The organism is Azospirillum doebereinerae, from assembly GCF_003989665.1.
Classification (GTDB): domain Bacteria; phylum Pseudomonadota; class Alphaproteobacteria; order Azospirillales; family Azospirillaceae; genus Azospirillum; species Azospirillum doebereinerae.
Genome location: NZ_RZIJ01000007.1, coordinates 23,971 through 44,282 on the forward strand (window position 1 = coordinate 23,971; position 20,312 = coordinate 44,282).

Consider the following 20,312-nt stretch of genomic DNA (forward strand, 5'->3'; position numbering starts at 1 on the left):
GAGCGCAGAATGAAGAAACAACCGATCCACCGGCCGGCGAGCGGCGGCGGCGCATGACCGTCCTGGCGGATGCCTTCGACATGCCGACGGCCGTCATCGCCCTCGACCCGGCGGGCCGGGTCGCGAGGCTGAATCCGGCGGCCGCGTCCCTGTTGGGCGTTACCGGGGAACCGCCGCCCGGCTGCGATCTGCCGGCGCTCGGGCGATGGATCGGCGACCCGGCTTTCGGCGCGGCGCTCGACCGGCTGGTCCTGCGACCCGGCGCGACGACGACGACCGCACCGCTGCGGATGAAGCGCGGCTCCGCCCCCATCGCCGCGACCCTGCTGCCGCCCGGTTCGGCGCGACGAGGATCGGACGGTTCAACGGCGCTGATCCTGTTGACCCCATGGCTGCGCCGCCCCTCCGTCATGGCGCGCCCGGTCTGGCTGGCGACCGCCGCCTTGGGGATCGCCGTGGCGGGATGGGCGGCGGCGGCGCTTCCCGGCGCCGTGGCGACGGCGACGACCGCCGCCCCGCCCCCGCCGACCGCCCCCGTTCAGACGGCGGCGCCGATGACGCGCCTGTCGGTGGTCGGGGTCATCGAACCGTCGCGCACCGTCAACGTCATCGCCCCTTTCGCCGGCACGGTGAAGGAAAAGCGCTTCGACTATGGCGCGCGGGTCGAGCGGGGGGACCGCCTGCTGGTCCTCGACGGGCTCGAACTCGAGATGCGGATGCGCGACGCGGAAGGGGCCTTGCTGAAAGCCGGCCAGCGGTTGGAGGAGGTGGCGGATTGGGCCAACGGCGCCGACGTCTCCCGCGCGAGACGGCAGGCGGCGGCGGCCGAACGCGAGGCCGAACAGGCGCAGCAGCGGCTGCGGGAGGCCAAGCCCCTGATCGACCAGGGCATCATTCCCCGGCAGGAGTACGAGGATCTGCGCCGTCAGGCGACCGCCCAGGCGGCCAATCTGGCAGCGGCACGGGAGGATCTGGCGGTCGTCGCGAAGAAGGGCGACCGGGACGCCCGGCGCGTGGCGGAGCTGGAGCTCGCCAACGCCAAGGCGAAAGCCGGCGAGTTGAAGGCGCTGCTCGACCGCGCGACCGTGACGGCGCCGGCGTCCGGATTGGCGCTGAAGCCGCCGGCCGGCGCGTCGTCCGGGCCATCGGCGGCCACCGCCATCGAAGCCGGCGGGGCGCTGGCCGCCAATCAGATCCTTCTCGTCCTGGCCGACCTGGAGCGTTTGTCGGTGGCGGCGCGGGTGGATGAAATGGACGTCGGCCGCCTTCACGTCGGACAGGATGTCGAGGTGTCCAGCGATGCCCTTGCGGATGGTCCTCTGCTGGGCCGCATCGGCTGGGTGGCGCAACAGGCGACCGTTTCGGACAACGGCTCTCCAAACGCCACCTTCGCCATCCGCGTCGATCTGCCGCCACTGACGGAACAACAAGGGCGCAACGTCCGCGTCGGCATGTCGGCCAACGTGTCGATTGCGGCGTTGATGCGGAGCGCCAATTAGTACTACGGCTGGCCTTTATCGGTTTGTGTGCGTCGTTTCCAATGGGATCGGCGTGCCCGTTGCCGATGGCGTCTTCTCCAGGGTGACCAAGTTGGGGCACAGCGACCCCCCATCTCGGCACCCCATCACCCCAAACGGGCACCCGGCACGAAAGCGTTGATCCCCTGTTAACCCGGTTCATGCGGGTGGCCGTTCATCATCGACCGCCCCAGAGGCTGGCTGGGAGAGGACCGATGAGTATTGCCGTGAATGGAAGCGCCGTGAAACCACCGGACGACCCGCGCGTGTCCTTGCTCGATCTGCTCCGGGAGACGCTCCACCTTTCCGGCACCAAGAAGGGCTGCGACCAAGGCGCCTGCGGGGCCTGCACGGTGCTGCTGGACGGCCAGCGCGTCCTTTCCTGCCTCACCCTCGCGGTGCAGTGCGAGGGCCGTTCCGTCACCACGGTCGAGGGGCTCGGCGCCGATGGCGCGCTGCACCCACTGCAACACGCCTTCATCGAGCATGACGGCTTCCAGTGCGGCTACTGCACGCCCGGACAGATCTGTTCGGCCGTCGGCATGATCGGGGAACTGCGGCGCGGGGTGCCCAGCCACGTCACCGCCGACCTCGCGGCGGGCGCGATCCCCCACAGCCGGGAGGAATTGCGCGAGCGGATGAGCGGCAATCTGTGCCGCTGCGGCGCCCACAACGGCATCATCGACGCCATCGCCGAAACCTACGCCGAAACCACCCACGCGGAGGCCGCCGAATGACCCCTTTCAGCTATCTGCGGGCGGCCGACGCGGATACCGCGCTCCAACTCGCCGGCGTCCATGCCCGGCATCCGGGCGCCGGACATCCGGGTGTCGAACATCCAGCCGCCAAATATCTGGGGGGCGGCACCAATCTGGTCGATCTGATGCGCGAGACGATCGAGCGGCCCGGCACGCTGGTGGACGTCACCGGCCTGTCCGACCGGATCGCCGAGACCGGGGATGCCAACGGGAACAGGGGCCTGCTGATCGGTGCCGCCGTGCGCAACACCGCCCTGGCCGAGCACCGGTTGGTCCGCCAGCGCTACCCGATGCTGTCGCGCGCCATCGTCTCCGGCGCCTCCCCGCAGATCCGCAACATGGCGACGGTGGCGGGCAACATCCTCCAGCGCACGCGCTGCGCCTATTTCTACGATCGGGCCGGATCGCGCTGCAACAAGCGGGAGCCCGGCCAGGGCTGCGACGCCATCGACGGCTTCAACCGGATGCACGCCATCCTCGGCGCCTCGCCGGCCTGCGTCGCGACCCATCCCTCCGATCTGTGCGTGGCGCTGGCCGCCCTCGACGCGACCGTCCATCTGAGCGGCGCCGACGGCGAACGCCGCCTGCCCTTCACCGAGCTGCACCGGCTGCCCGGCGACGAGCCCGGCCGCGACACGGCGCTGGAGCCCGGCGACCTCATCACCGCCGTGGAGCTGCCGGCCCTTCCGCTGGCCGCGAACTCGGCCTACCGGAAGGTCCGCGACCGGTCGAGCTACGCCTTCGCCCTGGTCTCGGTCGCCGCGGCGCTGTCCGTCGAGAACGGGACCGTGACCGACGTCCGGTTGGCGCTCGGCGGCGTCGCGCACAAGCCCTGGCGCGCCTTGACGGCGGAACAGGCACTGCGCGGCCAGCCCGCGACCGAGGCCGCCTTCCGCGCGGCGGCGGCGGCCGAACTCGCGGCGGCCCAGCCGCTGCGGGACAACGGCTTCAAGATCGAACTGGCGCAACGCACCATCGTCGCCGTGCTCGGCGAGCTGGCAGGACATGATCGGACGGGAGACGGAGCATGAGCATCGTCGGCAAGGGCAAGCGCGCCATCCAGGGCGCCGCGCAGTCGGTGATGAAGAAGGCCGTCGAGCTGGCGCCCGACAGCCTTCTGCCGGGCGGGCGGCCCGACCCGCTGATCCGGCGCCAGCACGGCCAGATCGGCCGGCCGGTCAGCCGCGTTGACGGCCCGCTGAAGGTGCGGGGCGCCGCCCCCTTCGCGGCGGAGGTCGCGCTGGAGGGCATGGTCTACGCCGCGCTCGCCCACAGCACCATCGCCAAGGGGCGCATCCTGACCATCGACGCCGGCCGGGCCGAGGCGGCGCCGGGCGTGGTGCTGGTGATGACCCACCGCAACGCGCCGCGCCTCGCCCCGCCGCCCCGCTTCCTCAGCGCGGCGAAGGCGGCGGCGGGCGACGACGTGCCGGTCATGCAGGACGACCGGGTGCGCTGGAACGGCGAGCCGGTCGCTCTGGTGCTCGCCGAGACCCAGGAGCAGGCCGACCACGCCCGCTCCCTGATCCGGATCACCTACGCGGAGGAGCCGGCGGCGACCTCCCTGGCAACGGCTGGCGCGCATGAGGTCGGGACCTTCATGGGCGAGCCGCTGAGCGCCAAGATCGGCGACGCCGAGGCGGCCTTCGCCGCCGCTCCCCACAAGGTCGACGCGGTCTACCGCACGCCACCCCACAACCACAACGCCCTGGAACCGCACGCCGCCACGCTGGTTTGGCGGGACGGCGCGCTGTTCGTCCACGACGCCACCCAGGCGGTCGCGCACACCGCCTGGTCGCTGGCCCGGATCTTCGGCCTGGAGGAGGACCAGGTCCATGTCAGCTCCCCCTATGTCGGTGGCGGCTTCGGCGGCAAGACGCTGTGGCAGCACCAGATCCTCGCGGCGGCAGCGGCGCGGCTGGCCGACCGGCCGGTGCGCATCGCCCTGTCGCGGGAGGGTGTCTACCGCGTCGTCGGCGGCCGCAGCCCGACCGAGCAGCGGGTGGCGCTCGGCGCCGATGCGGACGGGCGCCTGACGGCGATCATCCATCGCGGCGTGACGCCGAAGACGCCCCACAGCGCGATGCCGGAGCCCTTCATCCTGCCGACCCAGAGCGCCTACGCGGCGAAGACCATCGCCTTGGAGGTGCGGACCTGCGACCTCGACCTGGTCGCCAACACCTTCATGCGGGCGCCCGGCGAGGCGGTCGGCACCGTGGCGCTCGAATGCGCGATGGACGAGCTGGCCGAGCAGCTGGGCCTGGATCCCATCGAACTGCGGCTCCGCAACGAGCCGGAGACGGATCCCGTCTCCGGTCGTCCCTTCTCCTCCCGCAACCTCGCGGTGGCCTACCGGCTCGGCGCCCAGCGCTTCGGCTGGGACCGGCGCAACCCGGTGCCCCGGTCGCGGCGGGAGGGCGAATGGCTGGTCGGCATGGGCTGCGCCACCGCGACCTACCCTTATCACCGCATGCCGGGCGGTGCGGCCCGCATCACGCTGGACGCCGGCGGCGCCCGCATCGACGTCGCGGCGCACGAGATGGGCATGGGCACCGCGACCGCCCAGGCGCAGATCGCCGCCGACCGGCTCGGCCTGCCGCTGGAGGCGGTGACCGTCCGCTACGGCGACTCCTCGCTGCCCGGCGTCATCCTGGCCGGCGGGTCGCAGCAGACGGCGTCGGTCGGCCTGTCGGTGATGATGGCCCATCGGGAGTTGGTGGGCGAACTGCTGAAGCTGGCCGGCAACGATTCCCCGCTCGCCGGCCTCGGCGCCGAGGAGGTGGAGAGCGCCGACGCCGGCCTGCGCAAGCTGGACGATCCCGGCCGTTTCGAAAGCTACGCCTCGATCCTGGGGAGGGCCGGGCGTGGCGAACTGGTCGTGGAAGGCAGCGCGCCGATGCCGCTGGAGACGATGCACTGGTCGATGCATTCCCACGGCGCGATGTTCTGCGAGGCGCGCGTCAACGCGGTCACCGGCGAGACGCGCGTCAGCCGCTTCCTGGGCTCCTTCGACTGCGGTCGCATCGTCAACCCGAAAACGGCCGCGAGCCAGTTCCGTGGCGGGATCATCATGGGTTTGGGGCTGGCCCTGATGGAGGAGACGCAGGTCGATGGGCGGACGGGCCGGATCATGAACCGGACCCTGGCCGACTATCACCTGCCCGTGCATCTGGACGTGCCGGAGATCGACGTGATCTGGACCGACATTCCCGATCCGCACACCCCGATGGGCGCGCGCGGCATCGGCGAAATCGGCATCACCGGCACGGGGGCCGCCGTCGCCAACGCGGTTTACAACGCCACCGGCCGGCGGGTGAGGGACTTCCCGATCACGCTCGACAAGCTCCTGTGACCTGGTCGGCCGGGTGCCTCACCCAACCGGGCCGGGCTCCACGGACACCGTCCGCGCCACCTCGCCGATCAGGGAGCGGAGCCAGCGATGGGCCGGATCGTGGCGGTAACGGACATGCCAAGCCATCTCCACCGGGAAACGGCCGAGATCGACGGGGGAGGGCACGATCTTCAAGCGCGGGTCGCGGGCCAAGTGGCGGCAGATCAGGTGCGGCAGCGTCGTGCAGTAATCCGTCACCGCGATCAGTTCCGGGATGGCCAGGAAATGCGTCACCGAGACGGCGACCTCCCGCCGCAGGGCCTGCCGCTCCAGCGCCTGGAACAGGCCGACGCGCAACCGGCCGGGCGGCAGCATGTTCACATGCTTCAGCCGCTCGTACTGGTCGCGGGACATGCTGTCGCCGATCTGCGGATGGTCGGCCCGCACGACGCAGGCGAGACCGTCATCCATCAGGTGCTGCACGACGAGGTTGTCGGGCGGATCGGCGACGCGGCCCAGCACCAGCGCCGTGGAGCCGGATATGACGCCGGTTTCGGCCAGGTCGCTGCCGAAGGGCGTCAGCCGGAGCCTGATGCCGGGTGCCTCCCGGCCCAACCGCGCCACGACCGCCGGCATCAGCGCGAATTCGACGAAGCTGTTGGGCGCGATGGTGAACAACCGTTCCGCCTGGGCCGGATCGAAATCCTGCTGGCCCAGGATCACGTCGTCGAGCGCGGCCAGCGCCGCGGCGATCGCCGGCGCCAATTCCTGCGCCTTCTGCGTCGGCTGCATGCCGTAGCGTTCCCGGATGAACAGCGGATCGCGCATCATGGTGCGCAGGCGCGCCAAAGCGTTCGAGAGCGCCGGCTGCGTGATCCCCAGCCGTTCGGCGGCGCGGGTCACGCTGCGCTCCTCCATCAGGGCGAGGAAGGTCGGCAACAGGTTCAGGTCGTAGCGCATCACTTATAATCCTGTATGAATATCTGGAATCGAAGAAATAAATTTCCGGAATGAATCGGGCGGGGACATCATCGGGCATCCCAGCGAGGAACGCTCCCATGTCGAAAATCCTGTTCATCCTCACCAGCCACGACCGCATGCTGAACGGCGAGCCGACCGGCCTCTGGCTGGAGGAGCACGCGGTGCCTTGGCTTGCCTTCACCGGGGCCGGTCATGAGGTGGTCGTCTCCTCCATGGCCGGCGGCCGGGTTCCCGTCGATCCGAAGAGCGCCCCGACGCCTGCGCAGGCGGACGCCTGGAAGGACGCCATCGACCGGCTCGCCGACACCCCCGCCTTCGATACCCTGGACGCGGACGGCTTCGATGCCGTCCACCTGCCGGGCGGTCACGGGACGGTTTTCGACATGCCCTACAACCGGAAGCTCCACGATCTGCTGTTCCGCTTCGATGCGACCGGCCGCGTGATCGCCAGCCTCTGCCACGCGCCCGCCGTCTTCGCCGGCATGCGCCGGCCCGACGGCACCCCCTTCATCGCCGGCCGCACCATCGCCGCCTTCACCGACGCGGAGGAACGGGCGGTGCAGGGGGTGGACAAGGTGCCCTTCCTGCTGGAAAGCCGGCTCAAGGAGCTTGGCGCCACGCACCATCCGGCGGCAGACTGGGCGTCCAACGCCATCAAGGACGGCCGCCTCGTCACGGGCCAGAACCCGCAATCCTCGGCCGCCGTGGCCAACCTGGTCCTCGGCCTGCTCTGACGGCCGCCGGTTCCGGCGACCCGGTCCCGTTGCCGACCCGATCTTGCGTTCCCCTTTCTGCAAAGGATAAGACAATGGCACTGAAAGACATCCTGCCCGGTCGCCTCGGCTTCGGCACGGCTCCGCTGGGCAACATGTTCCGCGCGATTCCCGAGGAGGAAGCGCAGGCCACGGTGAACGCCGCCTGGAACGACGGCATCCGGTATTTCGACAACGCGCCCTTCTACGGCGCCGGCCTCGCGGAGATCCGCATGGGCGAGGCGCTGGCGGGGCGGCCGCGCGACGACTACGTCCTCAGCACCAAGGTCGGCCGCCTGGTTCTCGACGAGGTCGAGGACGTCGCCGCCCGCGACCAGGGCGAGAAGGGGGACGTCTTCAAGCATGGCCTCCCCAACAGGATCGTGAACGATTATTCGGCGGACGCGACGCTGCGGTCCATCGAGGACAGCCTGAAGCGCCTGAACACCGACCATGTCGAGATCGTCTGGGTCCACGACGTCGCGCAGGATTTCTATGGAGACGAGTGGCTCGGCGTTTTCGAAAGCGCGCGCAAGGGAGCCTTCACGGCGCTCGACCGCCTGCGCGACGAGGGCGTGATCAAGGCCTGGGGCCTGGGCGTCAACCGGGTTGAGCCGATCGAACTGCTGCTCGGGCTCGAAGGCCACCGGCCCGACGGCTTTCTTCTGGCCGGCCGCTACACGCTGCTGGACCATGGCCGCGCGTTGCAGCGCGTGATGCCGGCGGTGGCGGAGCGTGGCCTGGGGATCGTCGTCGGCGGTCCCTACAGCTCGGGCGCGCTCGTCGGTGGGCCGAACTTCGAGTACGCGCCCGCCACGCCGGCGATCCTGGCCAAGGTTGCGCGGATCAAGGGCATCGCCGACCGTCACGGAGTCAGCATGAAGGCGGCGGGGCTGCAGTTCGCGCTGGCCAACCCCGCCGTCGCGGCGGTGATCCCCGGCGCCAGCCGGCCGGACCGGATCACGGAGGATCGCGCCGCCCTGGAGGAGGCGGTCCCCGCCGATTTCTGGCGTGACCTGCGCGCGGCCGGGCTGGTCGATCCGGCGGCCCCGCTGCCCGTCGCGGACTGACCGGTCCGGGAGGGGGCGGCTGTTTTCAGAACTTTACGGTCATGCCGGCGACGAAGGAACGTCCCGCCCCCAGCAACGGTCCAACCGTGCCCTGGCTTCCCCCGGCCCGGTAGTCGGCGTAACCGACCCCGCCCAGCGGCGGGTAATAGGTCCGGTCGAACAGGTTCTCGACGCCGGCGTCGATCCGGACGTCGCCCCACTCGTACCCCGTCCTCAGGTTGACGAGCGCGTAGCTCGGCGTCTCCGGCTCGTTGCGCAGCGCTTGCACCCGCTCCTTGCGGGCGGTCGCCTGAAGCTCGACGGCGCTGGACCAGCCGCCCAGACGGTGTTCGGCGGTCAGCAGGGCGTTGAGCGGCATGATGTGGTACAGCGCGTCGCCGGTGTCGAGGTTGCGGCCCTGCACCCAGCCGACCACGCCGGACAGACGGAACGCGCCGACGTGCTCGTCCTGATAGACGTTCGCCGCCGCCGACAGGTTGGCGCCGAAGAGGATCGCGTCGTGGTTGGCGAAGCGCAGCTTGACGAAGCCGTTGCTCAGCGCGCCGATCCTCTCGACGTCGATGAAGTTCTGCACATAGGTGTAGTAGGGCGTCAGCTTGACCTCCCACCCCTTGTGGGTGGCGTCGTGCAGGGACAGGGTGGCGCTGACGGTGTTGGCCACCTCGGGCTTGAGGTCGGGGTTGCCGACATAGCCGTTGGCGTCGCCGAACCAGCCGTTCATGCTGCTGGACATGGCGCCCGTGCCCCAGGCGTAGCGTTCGTACAGGTTGGGCGAGCGGGTCTTGCGGGCGTAGCCGGCCTCGACCGCGCTGGTGTCCGAGGGGGTGTAACGGACCAGCGCCGTCACATCGACATTCACGTCGGTGCGGGCGTGGCCGCGGGCGTTGAAGGCGCGGGCGTCGGCGGCGTCCGGGTTGGCCATCGCCATCATGCCCATGCCCAGCGGGTTCTGCCAGGAGTAGGGCTGCACCGCCCCGGTGTCCATCCACACCACGTCGTTGCGCACGCCGAGCAGTGTGGTCCAGGCCGGCGACCAGCCCGCCTCCCACTCGGCGAAGGTTCCCACGCGGTTGCGGGTGCCGCCGTTGACGTTCCAGTAGGTCAGCGGGCTCATCATCATGCTGCCCGCCACCGGGTCCCACCAGTCGTCCAAGTGGGTGTGGCGGAACTCGTTGCCGACTCGCAGGGTGTCGCGCGCCGACAGTTGCAGCGTCGCCTTGACCGAGTAGCCGGCGTCCGTCGTCAGCGTGTCCATCGGCATGCCGCCGCCGGCGGCATAGCCGCCCTTGTCGTCCAGGAAGTTCATGGTGTGGCGGGTCCGCCGCCAGTTGGCCCGCGCGTCCAGCGTTCCCCAGTCGAAGCTTCCCTCGTAGCGCCCGTTGACGAAGACGCTGCGGTTGTCGGTCAGGTCCATGCGCTGGGTGGGGAAGCCCTGGTAGGGCATGGTCTGGAGGCCGCCCTGCAGGGTGAACTGATGCCCGTCGCGCCGCGCGCCGAACGTCACGGCGTTGTCCTGCACGTTGTAGAGCGTCGAGCGGACGGTCTGGCCGTTGCCCGCCTTGTAGTTGTCGGCGCGGCTCCAGGATCCGTTGTAGCCGAGGCTGAAGGTGTCGTCGGCGACGGACGCCTCGGCGGCCCCGGTCACGCCACGGCCGTTGGAGCGGTAGAAGCCCGACAGCTTGCCCTCGGTGCGCACGGCCTCGCCCGGCGCGGCGAAGACCGGAGGGGCGCTTTCGACGGAGATGGTGCCGGAAAGGCTGTCGCCGCCGGCGCTGACCGGCGTGATGCCGGCCAGCACCTCCACCTTGGCCACGCGGGTGGGGGCGATGGCGGACAGGGCCGGATTCATCTGATTGGGGCAGGCGGGAGCGACCGGAGCGCCGTCGACCAGCACGTTGACGCGGTCGGCGCCCAGCCCGTTCAGCGCCGGCAGGCTCGATACGCCGCCGTTGCCGTAGAGGCTGACGCCGGGCAGGCCGCGCAGCAGGGCCGCGACGTCGCTGGTGGTGAGAAGGCGGGCGGCCAGCCCGTCGCCGCCCAGGCCGGCGCCGGCGGGCAGGGCGTCGTCCGGGCTGGCGATCACGGAGATGGTGGGCAGGGATTGGACAGCCAGCGGTTGGGTGGACAGTGGTTGGATGGTCTGGGCCGAAACAGCGGCGGGCGACAGCCCGGCCAGGGCAGCACCCGACAACAGGGCCGCGCGCAAGGCGCCGGCCGCAGCAAAACGCGACGTCATGAAGAACCTCGATCCGGGGGCAGCCGGACGCACGACGCGCGGCGGATGCGCGGTCGATGCGGCGGCTGGAAACCATGGTGAACGGCAAGCGCGGCCGGCAACGCGGACGGGCCGCGCAACGATCCCGCAATCCCGGACTCAGGCCGGAGGCGCGCGCGCCTGGAGGGTGGACAGGAACCAGCCGGTCAGGATCAGGGCGCCGGGCAAGGCCACGGGGCTGTGCCGGGTCACGGCGTCCTGCGACACCAGATGAAGCGGGGGCGGCAGGTGAAGCCCGCCGACCAGCGGGCACAGCGGGCAGCTTCCCCCATCCGGATGTTTGGCCGGATGTTCGGTTGGCAGTTCCGCGCCAGACGGCGGCCCCTCCACGTCGAGGTGAACCAGCCCCTCGGCGGTGCAGACGGCGATCTCGTTGAGCGGAGCGAAGGTCGCGGGCATGGTCAGCGTCCAGGCGAACAGCTGGAACAGCAACGCCAGCGCCCCGGCCGTCAAGCCGATACGGCGCGCCCTTTGACGGATGCCGCCGCCGCTCATCGGGAGCGGTTCCGGAAACGCATGCGGGAGGCATCGGCATCGGCATGCCCACCGATCCGCTCATGGAATTTTACCGGCCAAGCGACCGGCGCATGGTGCTCCACGTCCCGCATGGCGATGGATATTGCACGGCCGTCATGGAGTGTAAAGCGCAGCCATGGCTTGAGTTCAAGCCGTCGGTCGAGGGATTCCAAGTCATGCCGCGAGGCACGGCTTCTTGGCGACGGCGCGGTGGATTGTCGCACGCTGCCCCCGATCGCCACGTCACCCGGCGACCAATGCCAGCGCAGGGTGTTTTCCGGACGGGTGACGGGGCGTTGAAGATTCCGGCCAGCCGCTGCGAATCCGACATGCCGAAGCCGATGAGCTGGACTGTGCTGAATGGCGGAGAGGAGGCCGCCAGGAAAGAGGCATCGCCGCAGCCCAGCGCATGGAAGGCTGCAGGGCGCAGGGCCGCACCACCCCCAAGCCCAACAGATCGCCGGTCAGGCCGGAGAGTGCCCCCGCATCGAGCAGTGCGGGATGGACGGTGGTGCGCACCTCCAGCGCGACGCCGCTGGCCAAGGCGCGTTCGAGGCTGTCGCTCGCCCTGGCGCCGCCGCTTTCCATCTTGGGCTTGACCATGATCAAGGGCGGCGGCCGGCGACTGGGCTTCATGGGTGTGGAACGATCGAGAGGAGGGAAACCGCCCATGCGCGATTCCGACGCCACAGCCCATGCCACAGCCGACGAGCGCGCCCGTCGGATCGAAACGCAGTTGAGCCGCGCGGGGCTCGGACTCGTCCCGAGGATGGGACGGCGGGTGAGCGACCGGCTGTTCGACCGCCTCCTCCATCTGCTGACGATCCGCCATCCCCGCGCCTTCACGGCTTTCCGCGCGATGCCGGACGCCTGCCTCCTGATCGAGCCGGTGGACACACCGATGGCCTTCCTGCTGCGCGTCGGGCCGAACCTGTCCCTGCGCGCGCTCCGGCGCGGGGCGGCGGCGCCCGGCGACGTTGGCGGGGTCACGGCCGACGCCGTGGTCCGGGGCCCCTACGCCCAGCTGCTCGATCTGCTGGAAGGCCGCATCGACGGCGACGCCCTGTTCTTCCGGCGCGAACTGACCATCGTGGGCGACACCGCGCTGATCCTCGCCCTGCGCAACACGCTGGACGGAGAGGAGATGGACCTGCTGGCCGACGCCATGTCCTTCGCGGGGCCGCTGGCCCACGCGCTGCCGGTGCTGCGCCGCAACGCCGGCTCCATCCTCGACCGGCTCGACGCGGCGCGCCGGTTGCTGCCTTCTCCCTTGCGGCGCGGCCTCGCGCGGGTGGAGGCGCGCCTGTCCGGCCTCGCGCCGGCGCCGGAGGCCTAGGGCGATGGACGGGTTCGAGCTGATCTGCCCCGCCGGCACCCCGGCCGCCCTGCGCGCCGCGGTCGATGCCGGCGCCGACGCGGTCTATCTGGGCTTCCGCGACGAGACCAACGCCCGCAACTTCCCCGGCCTGAACTTCACCCGCGAGGATGTGGCCGAGGCCGTGGCCTACGCCCACGCCCGCAAGGTCGAGGTCTTCGTCGCGATCAACACCTATCCGCAGGCGGGCGGCCTGGGCCCTTGGCGGCGCGCGGTCGACGACGCGGCGCGGCTGAAGGTCGACGCGGTCATCCTGGCCGACCTCGGGCTGCTGGACTACGCCGCCGGGCGCCACCCCGATCTGCGCCTGCACCTGTCGGTCCAGGCGTCGGCGGCCAACGCCGACGCGATCCAGCTCTACCGCGAGGCCTTCGGCGTGCGGCGGGTCGTGCTGCCGCGCGTGCTGACCGTGCCGGAGATCGCCCGGCTCAACGCCCAGGTCGACGTGGAGACCGAGGTCTTCGTCTTCGGCGGCCTCTGCCCGATGGCGGAGGGGCGCTGTTCGCTGTCCTCCTACGCGACCGGACTATCGCCCAACAAGCAGGGGGTCTGCTCGCCGGCCAGCCACGTCCGCTACGAGCCGCGCGGCGCGGCGTTGGCCTCGACGCTCGGCGATTTCACCATCAACGTCTTCGGCGCGGACGAGCCGGCTGGCTACCCCACCCTGTGCAAAGGCCGCTTCGTCGCCCGCGACACCCCGGCCTACCTCTTCGAGGAGCCGACCAGCCTCAACGCCATGGACCTGCTGCCCGACCTGAAGGCGGCCGGGGTCCGCGCGTTGAAGATCGAGGGGCGGCAGCGCGGCAAGGCCTACATCGGCGCGGTCGTCCGCGCCTACCGCGAGGCGCTGGACGCCTTCGCCGCCGGACGGCCCGTCCCACGATCCGCCGACCTGCAGGCGATGGTCGAGGGGGGAGCCCAGACGACCGGCGCCTACAAGCGCGCATGGCGCTGAGGAGAACGACCGCATGACACCGTCACTCACCCTGGGGCCGGTCCTGTTCAACTGGCCGGTCGACCGCTGGCGCGACTTCTACGCCCGCATCGCCGACGAGGCCCCGGTCGACACCGTGATCCTCGGCGAGATCGTCTGCTTCAAGCGCGCGCCGTTCTTCGCCACGGCGATGGACGCGGTCGTCGACCGGCTGACCGCCGCCGGAAAGACGGTCTGGCTCGCCAGCCCGATCCTGGTGGGCAGCGAGCGCGAGCTGGCGGCGATGCGCGATCTCACCGCCGCCGACGGCGACGATGCGGTTCCGACCGGGGCGACCCTGATCGAGGCGAACGACATGGGCGCGCTTGCCCGGCTGGCGGGACGCCCGCACGCGGTCGGCCCGATGATCAATCTCTACAACGAGGCGACGCTGGCGTGGCTGGCCGGGCGCGGCGCGGTGTCGGTCTCGCTGCCGGCCGAACTGCCGGCGGCCTCGGTCGCCACCCTGGCCAAAGCCGGGTGCGACCTCGGGGTGGCGGTCGAGGTGCAGGTGTGGGGACGGGCGCCGCTCGCCATCTCCGCCCGCTGCTACCACGCGCGCGCCCACGGGCTGCACAAGGACGGCTGCCAGTATGTCTGCGGCAACGATCCGGACGGGCTGCCGGTCGCGACGATGGACGGCCAGCCCTTCCTGACCGTCAACGGGACGCAGACCCTTTCGCACGGCTGCCTCTGCCTGGCGGCGGAGCTGGAGGCGTTGGCCGCCATGGGCGTCGGCCGCTTCCGCCTGTCGCCGCACGCCGTCGACATGGTGCGCGTCGCCGAAGCCTTCCGCGCCGTGCTCGACGGGCGGCGCGAGGGGCGGGCGGTGGCGGCCGAGCTGGACGGGCTGATCGACGCCCCGCTGGTCAACGGCTTCTTCCACGACACGGCGGGCGCGCGCCACGTCGGCGGGGCCGCCCGCTTCCAGTCCGGCAAAGAGAAGCCCTTGTCCCAAAAGGACAAGGGCTCCATGAGTTGAACTTTACCCTGTCTTGCTGAGATCACCGGCGGTGTTTCTGAACCCGCTCAGGCTTTCGACAGCTGAAGGCTGGTGTTTTCGGCGGTGAGGTAGCCGACCGCGGCACCGAAACGGTCCTTGTAGTTCGCCCGGACCAGAGGATCGAGGGTCGCCTGCACTTTGCCGTGCAGCGTCTTGCCCCAGTCGCCGGCGTGCTGGAAGTTGCTCATGATGTAGGTCCAGCCGTTCAGTTCGTCGACCGCGTGCAGGCCGGTCGATTCACCGCCGGCCGGGATGGACATCAGGCGCGACAGCGCCTTGGTGTCCACGTTGTAGGCCCACAGGAAGTTGTTGACGTGGCTGCCGCTGTCCTCGCCGATGAACAGCGTGCGCAGCTTTTCGGAGAATTTCAGGTTGTCCGGATTGCCGATCATGTCCGGATTCGCCAGGTTGCCGAGCGCGTCGGCCGGGATGTCCTCGCCGACCAGCAGGGCCCTGGTCCGCACCGGCACCCATTCGCTGTCGATCGCGGCACCGGTCTGGTCCTTCTGCCTGCCGGCCAGGCTGTGCGCCATGATGCCGCCGGCGACCAGCGGCTTCTCCAGCGCGATGCCGCTGGCGGCGTTCCAGCCCTTGCCGCCCTTGACCATGGAATCGACCATGTTCTGGAGGGCGGAGTAGGCGACCTTGTCCTTGATGTTGACGGTGGTGCCTTCCATCTTCGTGAAGCCCATGCTGCCGCCCATCAGGTAGGCGTAGCGGTGGGTTTCCAGGAAGGCGGCCGCCTTTTCCATGCCGGGCTTCAGCTTGACCCAGTTGGCGGCGCCGTTGGAGAAGATCCTGGTGAAGGAGGCGTCGTTGGGGTCCTCCTTCAGGACGGTCATGATGTCGGCGGGCTTCAAGCTGCTGGCCAGCGCCTCGATCTCGGCGCTGGTGGCGTGGCCCAGCTTGACCCAGGACAGCGTGGCGCCGGCGTCGGCCGGGTCGATCGAGAAGCCTTCGCCGACCTTGGCAACGTAGAGCGTGCCCGACGACAGATCCGTCTCGCGGTCGGCGACGAACAGGAACAGGCCGCTGTTCGTCGCGTCGTCGCCCATCAGCGCGGTGCGGTTGTCCGGCATCACCTGCACCAGCTCGTGCGAGATGCGGCCCATGCAGAAGTGCTTCTTGATCGATCCGGTGCCGTCCGGGTTGACCGTCACCTCGGGCAGATGGCCGTAATGGTAGGGGTTGGCCTTGGCCTCGTCGCCGTAGAGGTTGGCGCTGTAGGCCTTGAACGTCTTGTTCGACTCGATGAAGGCGGCGTCCGGCTCGTACTCCTCGCTCGACAGGTGGGTGTTCCACGGCGACAGGCTGGCGCCGCAGGTGATCCACAGGCCATGGACCTTCGAGGTGTCGACGTTGTGGTATCGCACCAGCGTCAGCTTGCCGGTGGTCTGGTCCTGGTCGAGCGTCAGCACCGCGATCGGCGACGGCAAGGTGCCGTAGGTGTCGGCGCCGGCCTGGTTGGTGGAGGTGTATTCGAACTGGACGACGGCGAAGACCGCCTTGCCCTTGATGCCCGGAACCGTCGTTTCGGGCAGCGCCAGCAACGAGGTGCCGTCCGGCGAATCGGAGAAGATCTGGCGCTCCTTGCCGGGCACCGATCGGTCGATGATGGGCTTGCCGTCGATGTCGACGTAGCCGCCGGCCAGGATGGTGCCGCCCTTGCCGTCGGAGACCATGTCGCCGGTGATGAAGAAGGGCTGATAGGCCAGCTTGAAGATCTGCGTGCTGCCGTCGCTCAGCGTCACGGCCAGGCTGGAGCCCACGCTGGTGGTCGCCATGGCGGCGGCGTCGCTCAGGGTCGGGGCGGCCATGCCGGTGAAGACGGCCGAGGCGAAGCGCGCGCCCGTCGCCGGCGTGGCGGCGGTGGCGGCGGTGACGAACCCGGTCAGCAGCGAGGACGAGGCGGCGAGCGGCAGCATCGGGGCGCCGGCCAGCAGTTGCAGGGCCTTCCGGCGTGAGAGGGTGGACAGGTCAGGCATGTCGGCTTTCCAGCGATTTGGGGCATGGCACCGGAGGGGGCGGTACCGAACCACGTCGGGATGGCGAAGGGGGACGGCTGTCCCCTGCCGACAAAATGCTAGGACTTTTGTGTGACTCTTTTTGTATCAATGATTACAGAGACCTGCGCGCCATAGAACCCCTGAGCAGGCCGAGCTTCAGGCCGCATAACCCGATGTCCATCGATCCGGGGAACGCTCAAGATGATGTCCGCCCTCATCCATGTCCGCCCCATCGGGGCGGAGCAGGGGCATGCCGATCGAGGGCTTGTGTGTTCAGGCGTGCCGGGTCAGGGGGCGCTGCTTTGAAAACTCGTCACGCAGGGCGGTCTTCAGGATCTTGCCGTAGCTGTTCTTGGGCAATTCATCGCGGAACACGTAATGCTTGGGTTTCTTGAAGGAGGCGATCTCCGCGCGGCACCAGCTTTCCAGGTCGTCGATGCCGCACGCCATTCCGTCGCGACGGACGACGAACGCGACGACCTGCTCGCCCCATTCCGGCTCGGGCACGCCGATGACGGACACTTCGAGGATCGCCGGGTGCCGCGCCAGCACCTCCTCCACCTCGCGAGGGTAGATGTTGGTTCCGCCGGAGATGATGACGTCCTTCGAGCGGTCGGTCAGGGTCAGGAACCCGTCCCCGTCCAGCCGGCCGATATCCCCGGTGCGCAGCCATCCGTCGACGATGGTCTGGTCGGTCGCCTCCTCGTTGTTCCAGTAGCCCTTCATCACGGTGTCGCCGGACACCAGGATCTCGCCGGGCGTTCCGGCCGGGACCTCGCGCAGGTCGTCGTCCACAATCCTGATGGCGATGCAGGCCTGGGCGTATCCGACCGAGGCGCGCCGCTCCCGCCAGCGGGGATGGCTCTCGTCGGCCACCACATGACGCGGCAGGACGCTGATCGTCATCGGGCTCTCGCCCTGGCCATAGATTTGGACGAAGCGTGGGCCCAGCACCGACAACGCGTCGTCGATGTCGGCCGCGTACATCGGGCCGCCGCCGTAGACGACCAGCTTGATGCCGTCGCCGTCGTAACCGAGCGCTCTGGAGGTCTCCGTCAGCCGCTTGACCATGGTCGGCGCCGCGAAAAAGGACAGGCGCCGGTGATGGCGCGCGAGGCCGATGATCTCCTCCGGATCGAAGCCTTGCGAGACCGGAACGACGTGGCGCGCGCCGACACGGACATAGGCGAAGTTGTAGAGGCCGGCTCCGTGGGACAGAGGAGCCGCGTACAACGCCTGGTCCGTCGGTTCGACGCGGTCGACGTCGAGCCCGTAGCAGAAGGTCATGACCGCCAGGTTCCAATGCGTCAGCATCACCCCCTTGGGCCGTCCCGTGGTGCCCGAGGTGTAGAAGAGCCACGCCACATCGTCCTTGCGGGTTGGGTGCGGCTTGTCCGCTGTCGCGGCGGTTTCAAGCATCGCGCGGTACTCGGGCGACCGGATACCGACCTCGGCGCAGGAGCCCGGCAGGGTGCAGGCCTCGTGAAGCGCACCGTCATCCGTGAAGACCACCGACGACCCGGAGGCTTCGACGATCCAGGCGACCTCCTTGGGGTGCAGCTTGTTGTTCACCGGAACGGTCACGCCGCCGGCCCACCACACCGCGTAGAGGATCTCCAGATAATCCGGGCCGTTCTTCAGGAAGAGGGCGACCCGGTCGCCGGGCTTCACGCCGTAGGTCTCCGTGAGGGCGGCGGCAAGCCGTCGGCTGCGTTCGGCGAACGCGCCGTAGGTTGCGTGCAGCGCCTCGCCATGAAAGATGGCCGGCGCGTCGGGGGTTGCCGTGGCGGAGGCGTACAGCCAAGTCGCAATGTTCATGATGCGGTCTCTCACACGTGCTCGGCTTCCAGGACGGAGGCGTAGTTGGCGACGCCGGCGCCGCCCATGTTGAAGACCAACCCCAGCCCAGCCCCGGGCTGCTGCAAATCGCCGGCTTGGCCCGTGAGCTGGCGGTAGGCGATGGCGTGCATGGACACCCCCGTCGCGCCGACCGGATGCCCCTTCGCCTTCAGGCCGCCCGAGAGGTTGACTGGCGTTCGCCCGCCGCGATGGACCACGCCGTCCTTCAGCGCGCGAATGCCCTTGCCCTTGTCCGCAAGCCCCATGGCTTCGTAGATCAGCAGCTCGGCGATCGTGAAGCAGTCGTGGACCTCGGCGAAATGCAGATCCTCCACGCCGATGCCGGCGTCCCGGTAGGCGGTTCGGATCGCCCGCTCCGGCCCCTCGAAAGCCAGGAAGTCGCGCTTGGCCATCGGCAGGTAATCGCTGACATGCACCGCGGCGCGGAAGCGCACGCTGCGCTTGAAGGCCGTGGCGTTGCCGGCCCGTGTGAGGACGAGGGCGGCGGCCCCATCGGTGACCAGCGAGCAGTCGGTCAGGCGCAGCGGCGGAGCGATCAGGGGATTCTTCTCGCTGACCGTGTTGCAAGTCTCGAAATCCATCGCCCGGCGCATCTGCGCCAGGGGATTCGCCAGCGCGTTCGTATGGTTCTTCGAAGCGATCAGCGCCATCGCTTCCAGCGGGTCGGCGTAGCGTTCCTGGTACTGCCGGGCGGCAAGCCCGAACACCTGGGGGAAGCTGAGGGCGGCTTCGGTCGCGTCGTTCTGGTACCCGGCTCCCGCCAGGGACTGGGTGACGTCCGCCGTGGAGCGATGCGTCATCTTTTCCGCGCCGACCACCAGCACCGTTTCCGCCCGCCCGGCCAGGATCGCGTGAAGGCCGGCGTGGATCGCCGCCGCCCCCGACGCGCAGGCGTTCTCGCAGCGGACGGCCGGCTTGAAGCGGAGGGACGGCGACAGCTGGTGGGCAAGGGAGGACGCGAAACCGTCGGGGACGAGCCCGGAATTGAAATGCCCGAGGAACACGGCGTCGATGGTCGAAGGATCGATTCCGGCCTCGTCGACGGCCTCCCGCGCCGAAGCGACGATGAGATCCTCCAGGGTTTGCCCGGTCAATTTCCCAAAAGCCGTGTGGCCGCTTCCGACGATGCAAACCTCGGGGCTGATCACTGGCCGTCTCCTATTGTTTGGATGACAAATCTTTACGACCAAAAACAGATTGCCTCTATTCGTGCAAATACCTATAAATCTACGTAGTTCCACGTAGGGAGCTGCGTAGTTTTACGAGGTTGGTGGGATTGTGAGGGAGGATCGCGTGAGTGTTCTCGCGTCGGACTCGATGATGCAGATGGGCTTCCTGGAATCTCCCACCGCCCAGCTCGTGCTGGCCCGGCGGCGCATCATGGAATGCAACAAGGCCGTGGAGCGGATGTTCGGTTATTCCCGCGCCGAGTTGGTCGGCCAATCGGTCCGCAAGCTCTACCCAAGCACGGCGGACTACGACGCGATCGGGGAGCGTTGCGAAAAGGCGCTGCAAACCCAGAAGTATTATGAGGACGAGCGCTTCATGCAGAAGCGGAACGCCAACATCTTCTGGGTGAGGGCGTGCGGTGTCACCTTGTCGCCGGAAACGCCGTTCGACCTGATGATATGGAGCTTCGTCATCATCGCCGAGAACGTCGTGAAGTCGGTGTCCTTGACGGCGCGGGAGCAGGAAATCGCCCGGTACATCGTGAACGGCCACACGTCCAAGGAGATCGCCAACATCCTCAACATCTCGCACAGGACGGTCGAGGCCCATCGCGCGCAGGTGATGAAAAAGGTCGGAGCCAAGAACGCGGCGGATTTGGTGTCGCAAATCATCCTGATCGAGTAGGGGGTCACTCGATGACGACAGCCGTCAGCGAACCTGCGCCA

The 20,312-nt window shown here is 69.3% G+C and carries 17 protein-coding genes; 10 read left to right on the forward strand and 7 right to left on the reverse strand.

Features of this window, described 5'->3' with window-relative positions; translation table 11 throughout:
- Positions 1-53 precede the first annotated feature (53 nt).
- The 4 genes from EJ913_RS10700 to EJ913_RS10715 all read left to right on the forward strand — a co-directional run bounded on the left by EJ913_RS10700 (position 54) and on the right by EJ913_RS10715 (position 5,627).
- Positions 54-1,499 (forward strand): HlyD family secretion protein, encoded by a 1,446-nt coding sequence (locus EJ913_RS10700; RefSeq protein ID WP_126997602.1) that lies wholly within the window; start codon positions 54-56, stop codon positions 1,497-1,499.
- A 233-nt stretch (positions 1,500-1,732) separates the two neighbouring features.
- The gene (locus tag EJ913_RS10705) at positions 1,733-2,254 is read left to right on the forward strand and encodes a 2Fe-2S iron-sulfur cluster-binding protein (protein ID WP_126997604.1); all 522 of its coding nucleotides are present in this window, start codon (positions 1,733-1,735) and stop codon (positions 2,252-2,254) included.
- Positions 2,251-3,306: an FAD binding domain-containing protein gene (locus tag EJ913_RS10710; protein ID WP_126997606.1), complete on the forward strand. Its 1,056-nt coding sequence runs from the start codon at positions 2,251-2,253 to the stop codon at positions 3,304-3,306. Before EJ913_RS10705 ends, EJ913_RS10710 begins: the two co-directional genes overlap by 4 nt.
- On the forward strand, positions 3,303-5,627 hold the full coding sequence (locus tag EJ913_RS10715) for a xanthine dehydrogenase family protein molybdopterin-binding subunit (protein WP_126997608.1): 2,325 nt from the start codon (positions 3,303-3,305) through the stop codon (positions 5,625-5,627). The genes EJ913_RS10710 and EJ913_RS10715 overlap by 4 nt, the downstream gene beginning before the upstream one ends.
- Before the next feature lie 18 nt (positions 5,628-5,645).
- On the opposite strand, the gene EJ913_RS10720 is transcribed toward EJ913_RS10715, so the two are convergent.
- The gene (locus tag EJ913_RS10720; protein WP_126997610.1) at positions 5,646-6,566 is read right to left on the reverse strand and encodes a LysR family transcriptional regulator; all 921 of its coding nucleotides are present in this window, start codon (positions 6,564-6,566) and stop codon (positions 5,646-5,648) included.
- A gap of 98 nt (positions 6,567-6,664) precedes the next feature.
- Here EJ913_RS10720 and EJ913_RS10725 point away from each other — a divergent pair, with 98 nt between their 5' ends.
- Both EJ913_RS10725 and EJ913_RS10730 read left to right on the forward strand, forming a co-directional pair.
- Complete coding sequence (locus EJ913_RS10725; RefSeq protein WP_126997612.1) at positions 6,665-7,321, forward strand: type 1 glutamine amidotransferase domain-containing protein; 657 nt, start codon at positions 6,665-6,667, stop codon at positions 7,319-7,321.
- A gap of 74 nt (positions 7,322-7,395) precedes the next feature.
- On the forward strand, positions 7,396-8,409 hold the full coding sequence (locus EJ913_RS10730) for an aldo/keto reductase (protein ID WP_126997614.1): 1,014 nt from the start codon (positions 7,396-7,398) through the stop codon (positions 8,407-8,409).
- A gap of 25 nt (positions 8,410-8,434) precedes the next feature.
- Here EJ913_RS10730 and EJ913_RS10735 read toward each other — a convergent pair whose 3' ends face one another.
- The 3 genes from EJ913_RS10735 to EJ913_RS31595 form a co-directional block, all read right to left on the reverse strand.
- Positions 8,435-10,645 carry a TonB-dependent receptor gene (locus EJ913_RS10735; protein WP_126997616.1) on the reverse strand — a complete coding sequence of 737 codons (2,211 nt, stop codon included), beginning with the start codon at positions 10,643-10,645 and terminating at the stop codon, positions 8,435-8,437.
- 138 nt (positions 10,646-10,783) lie between these two features.
- Positions 10,784-11,179 (reverse strand): DUF2946 family protein, encoded by a 396-nt coding sequence (locus EJ913_RS10740; protein ID WP_126997618.1) that lies wholly within the window; start codon positions 11,177-11,179, stop codon positions 10,784-10,786.
- 264 nt (positions 11,180-11,443) lie between these two features.
- On the reverse strand, positions 11,444-11,809 hold the full coding sequence (locus EJ913_RS31595) for a hypothetical protein (RefSeq protein ID WP_185909742.1): 366 nt from the start codon (positions 11,807-11,809) through the stop codon (positions 11,444-11,446).
- A 61-nt stretch (positions 11,810-11,870) separates the two neighbouring features.
- Between EJ913_RS31595 and ubiT the strand changes: the two genes are divergently transcribed.
- Genes ubiT through ubiV form a run of 3 tightly spaced genes read left to right on the forward strand, consistent with a single transcriptional unit; the run spans position 11,871 to position 14,530 of the window.
- Positions 11,871-12,536 (forward strand): ubiquinone anaerobic biosynthesis accessory factor UbiT, encoded by a 666-nt coding sequence (gene ubiT / locus EJ913_RS10755; protein WP_126997620.1) that lies wholly within the window; start codon positions 11,871-11,873, stop codon positions 12,534-12,536.
- A 4-nt stretch (positions 12,537-12,540) separates the two neighbouring features.
- Positions 12,541-13,530 (forward strand): ubiquinone anaerobic biosynthesis protein UbiU, encoded by a 990-nt coding sequence (ubiU, locus tag EJ913_RS10760; protein WP_126997622.1) that lies wholly within the window; start codon positions 12,541-12,543, stop codon positions 13,528-13,530.
- A 13-nt stretch (positions 13,531-13,543) separates the two neighbouring features.
- On the forward strand, positions 13,544-14,530 hold the full coding sequence (ubiV, locus tag EJ913_RS10765; protein ID WP_126997624.1) for a ubiquinone anaerobic biosynthesis protein UbiV: 987 nt from the start codon (positions 13,544-13,546) through the stop codon (positions 14,528-14,530).
- Between the two features lie 47 nt (positions 14,531-14,577).
- Here ubiV and EJ913_RS10770 read toward each other — a convergent pair whose 3' ends face one another.
- The 3 genes from EJ913_RS10770 to EJ913_RS10780 all read right to left on the reverse strand — a co-directional run bounded on the left by EJ913_RS10770 (position 14,578) and on the right by EJ913_RS10780 (position 19,565).
- Positions 14,578-16,536 (reverse strand): PhoX family protein, encoded by a 1,959-nt coding sequence (locus tag EJ913_RS10770; RefSeq protein ID WP_126997626.1) that lies wholly within the window; start codon positions 16,534-16,536, stop codon positions 14,578-14,580.
- A gap of 294 nt (positions 16,537-16,830) precedes the next feature.
- A complete protein-coding gene (locus tag EJ913_RS10775) occupies positions 16,831-18,375 on the reverse strand; it encodes a class I adenylate-forming enzyme family protein (protein WP_126997628.1) in 1,545 nt (514 codons plus the stop codon).
- Positions 18,376-18,386: 11 nt separating this feature from the next.
- On the reverse strand, positions 18,387-19,565 hold the full coding sequence (locus EJ913_RS10780) for an acetyl-CoA acetyltransferase (RefSeq protein WP_338019031.1): 1,179 nt from the start codon (positions 19,563-19,565) through the stop codon (positions 18,387-18,389).
- Between the two features lie 145 nt (positions 19,566-19,710).
- Here EJ913_RS10780 and EJ913_RS10785 point away from each other — a divergent pair, with 145 nt between their 5' ends.
- A complete protein-coding gene (locus EJ913_RS10785) occupies positions 19,711-20,271 on the forward strand; it encodes a LuxR family transcriptional regulator (RefSeq protein WP_211098923.1) in 561 nt (186 codons plus the stop codon).
- The last annotated feature ends 41 nt before the right edge of the window (positions 20,272-20,312 follow it).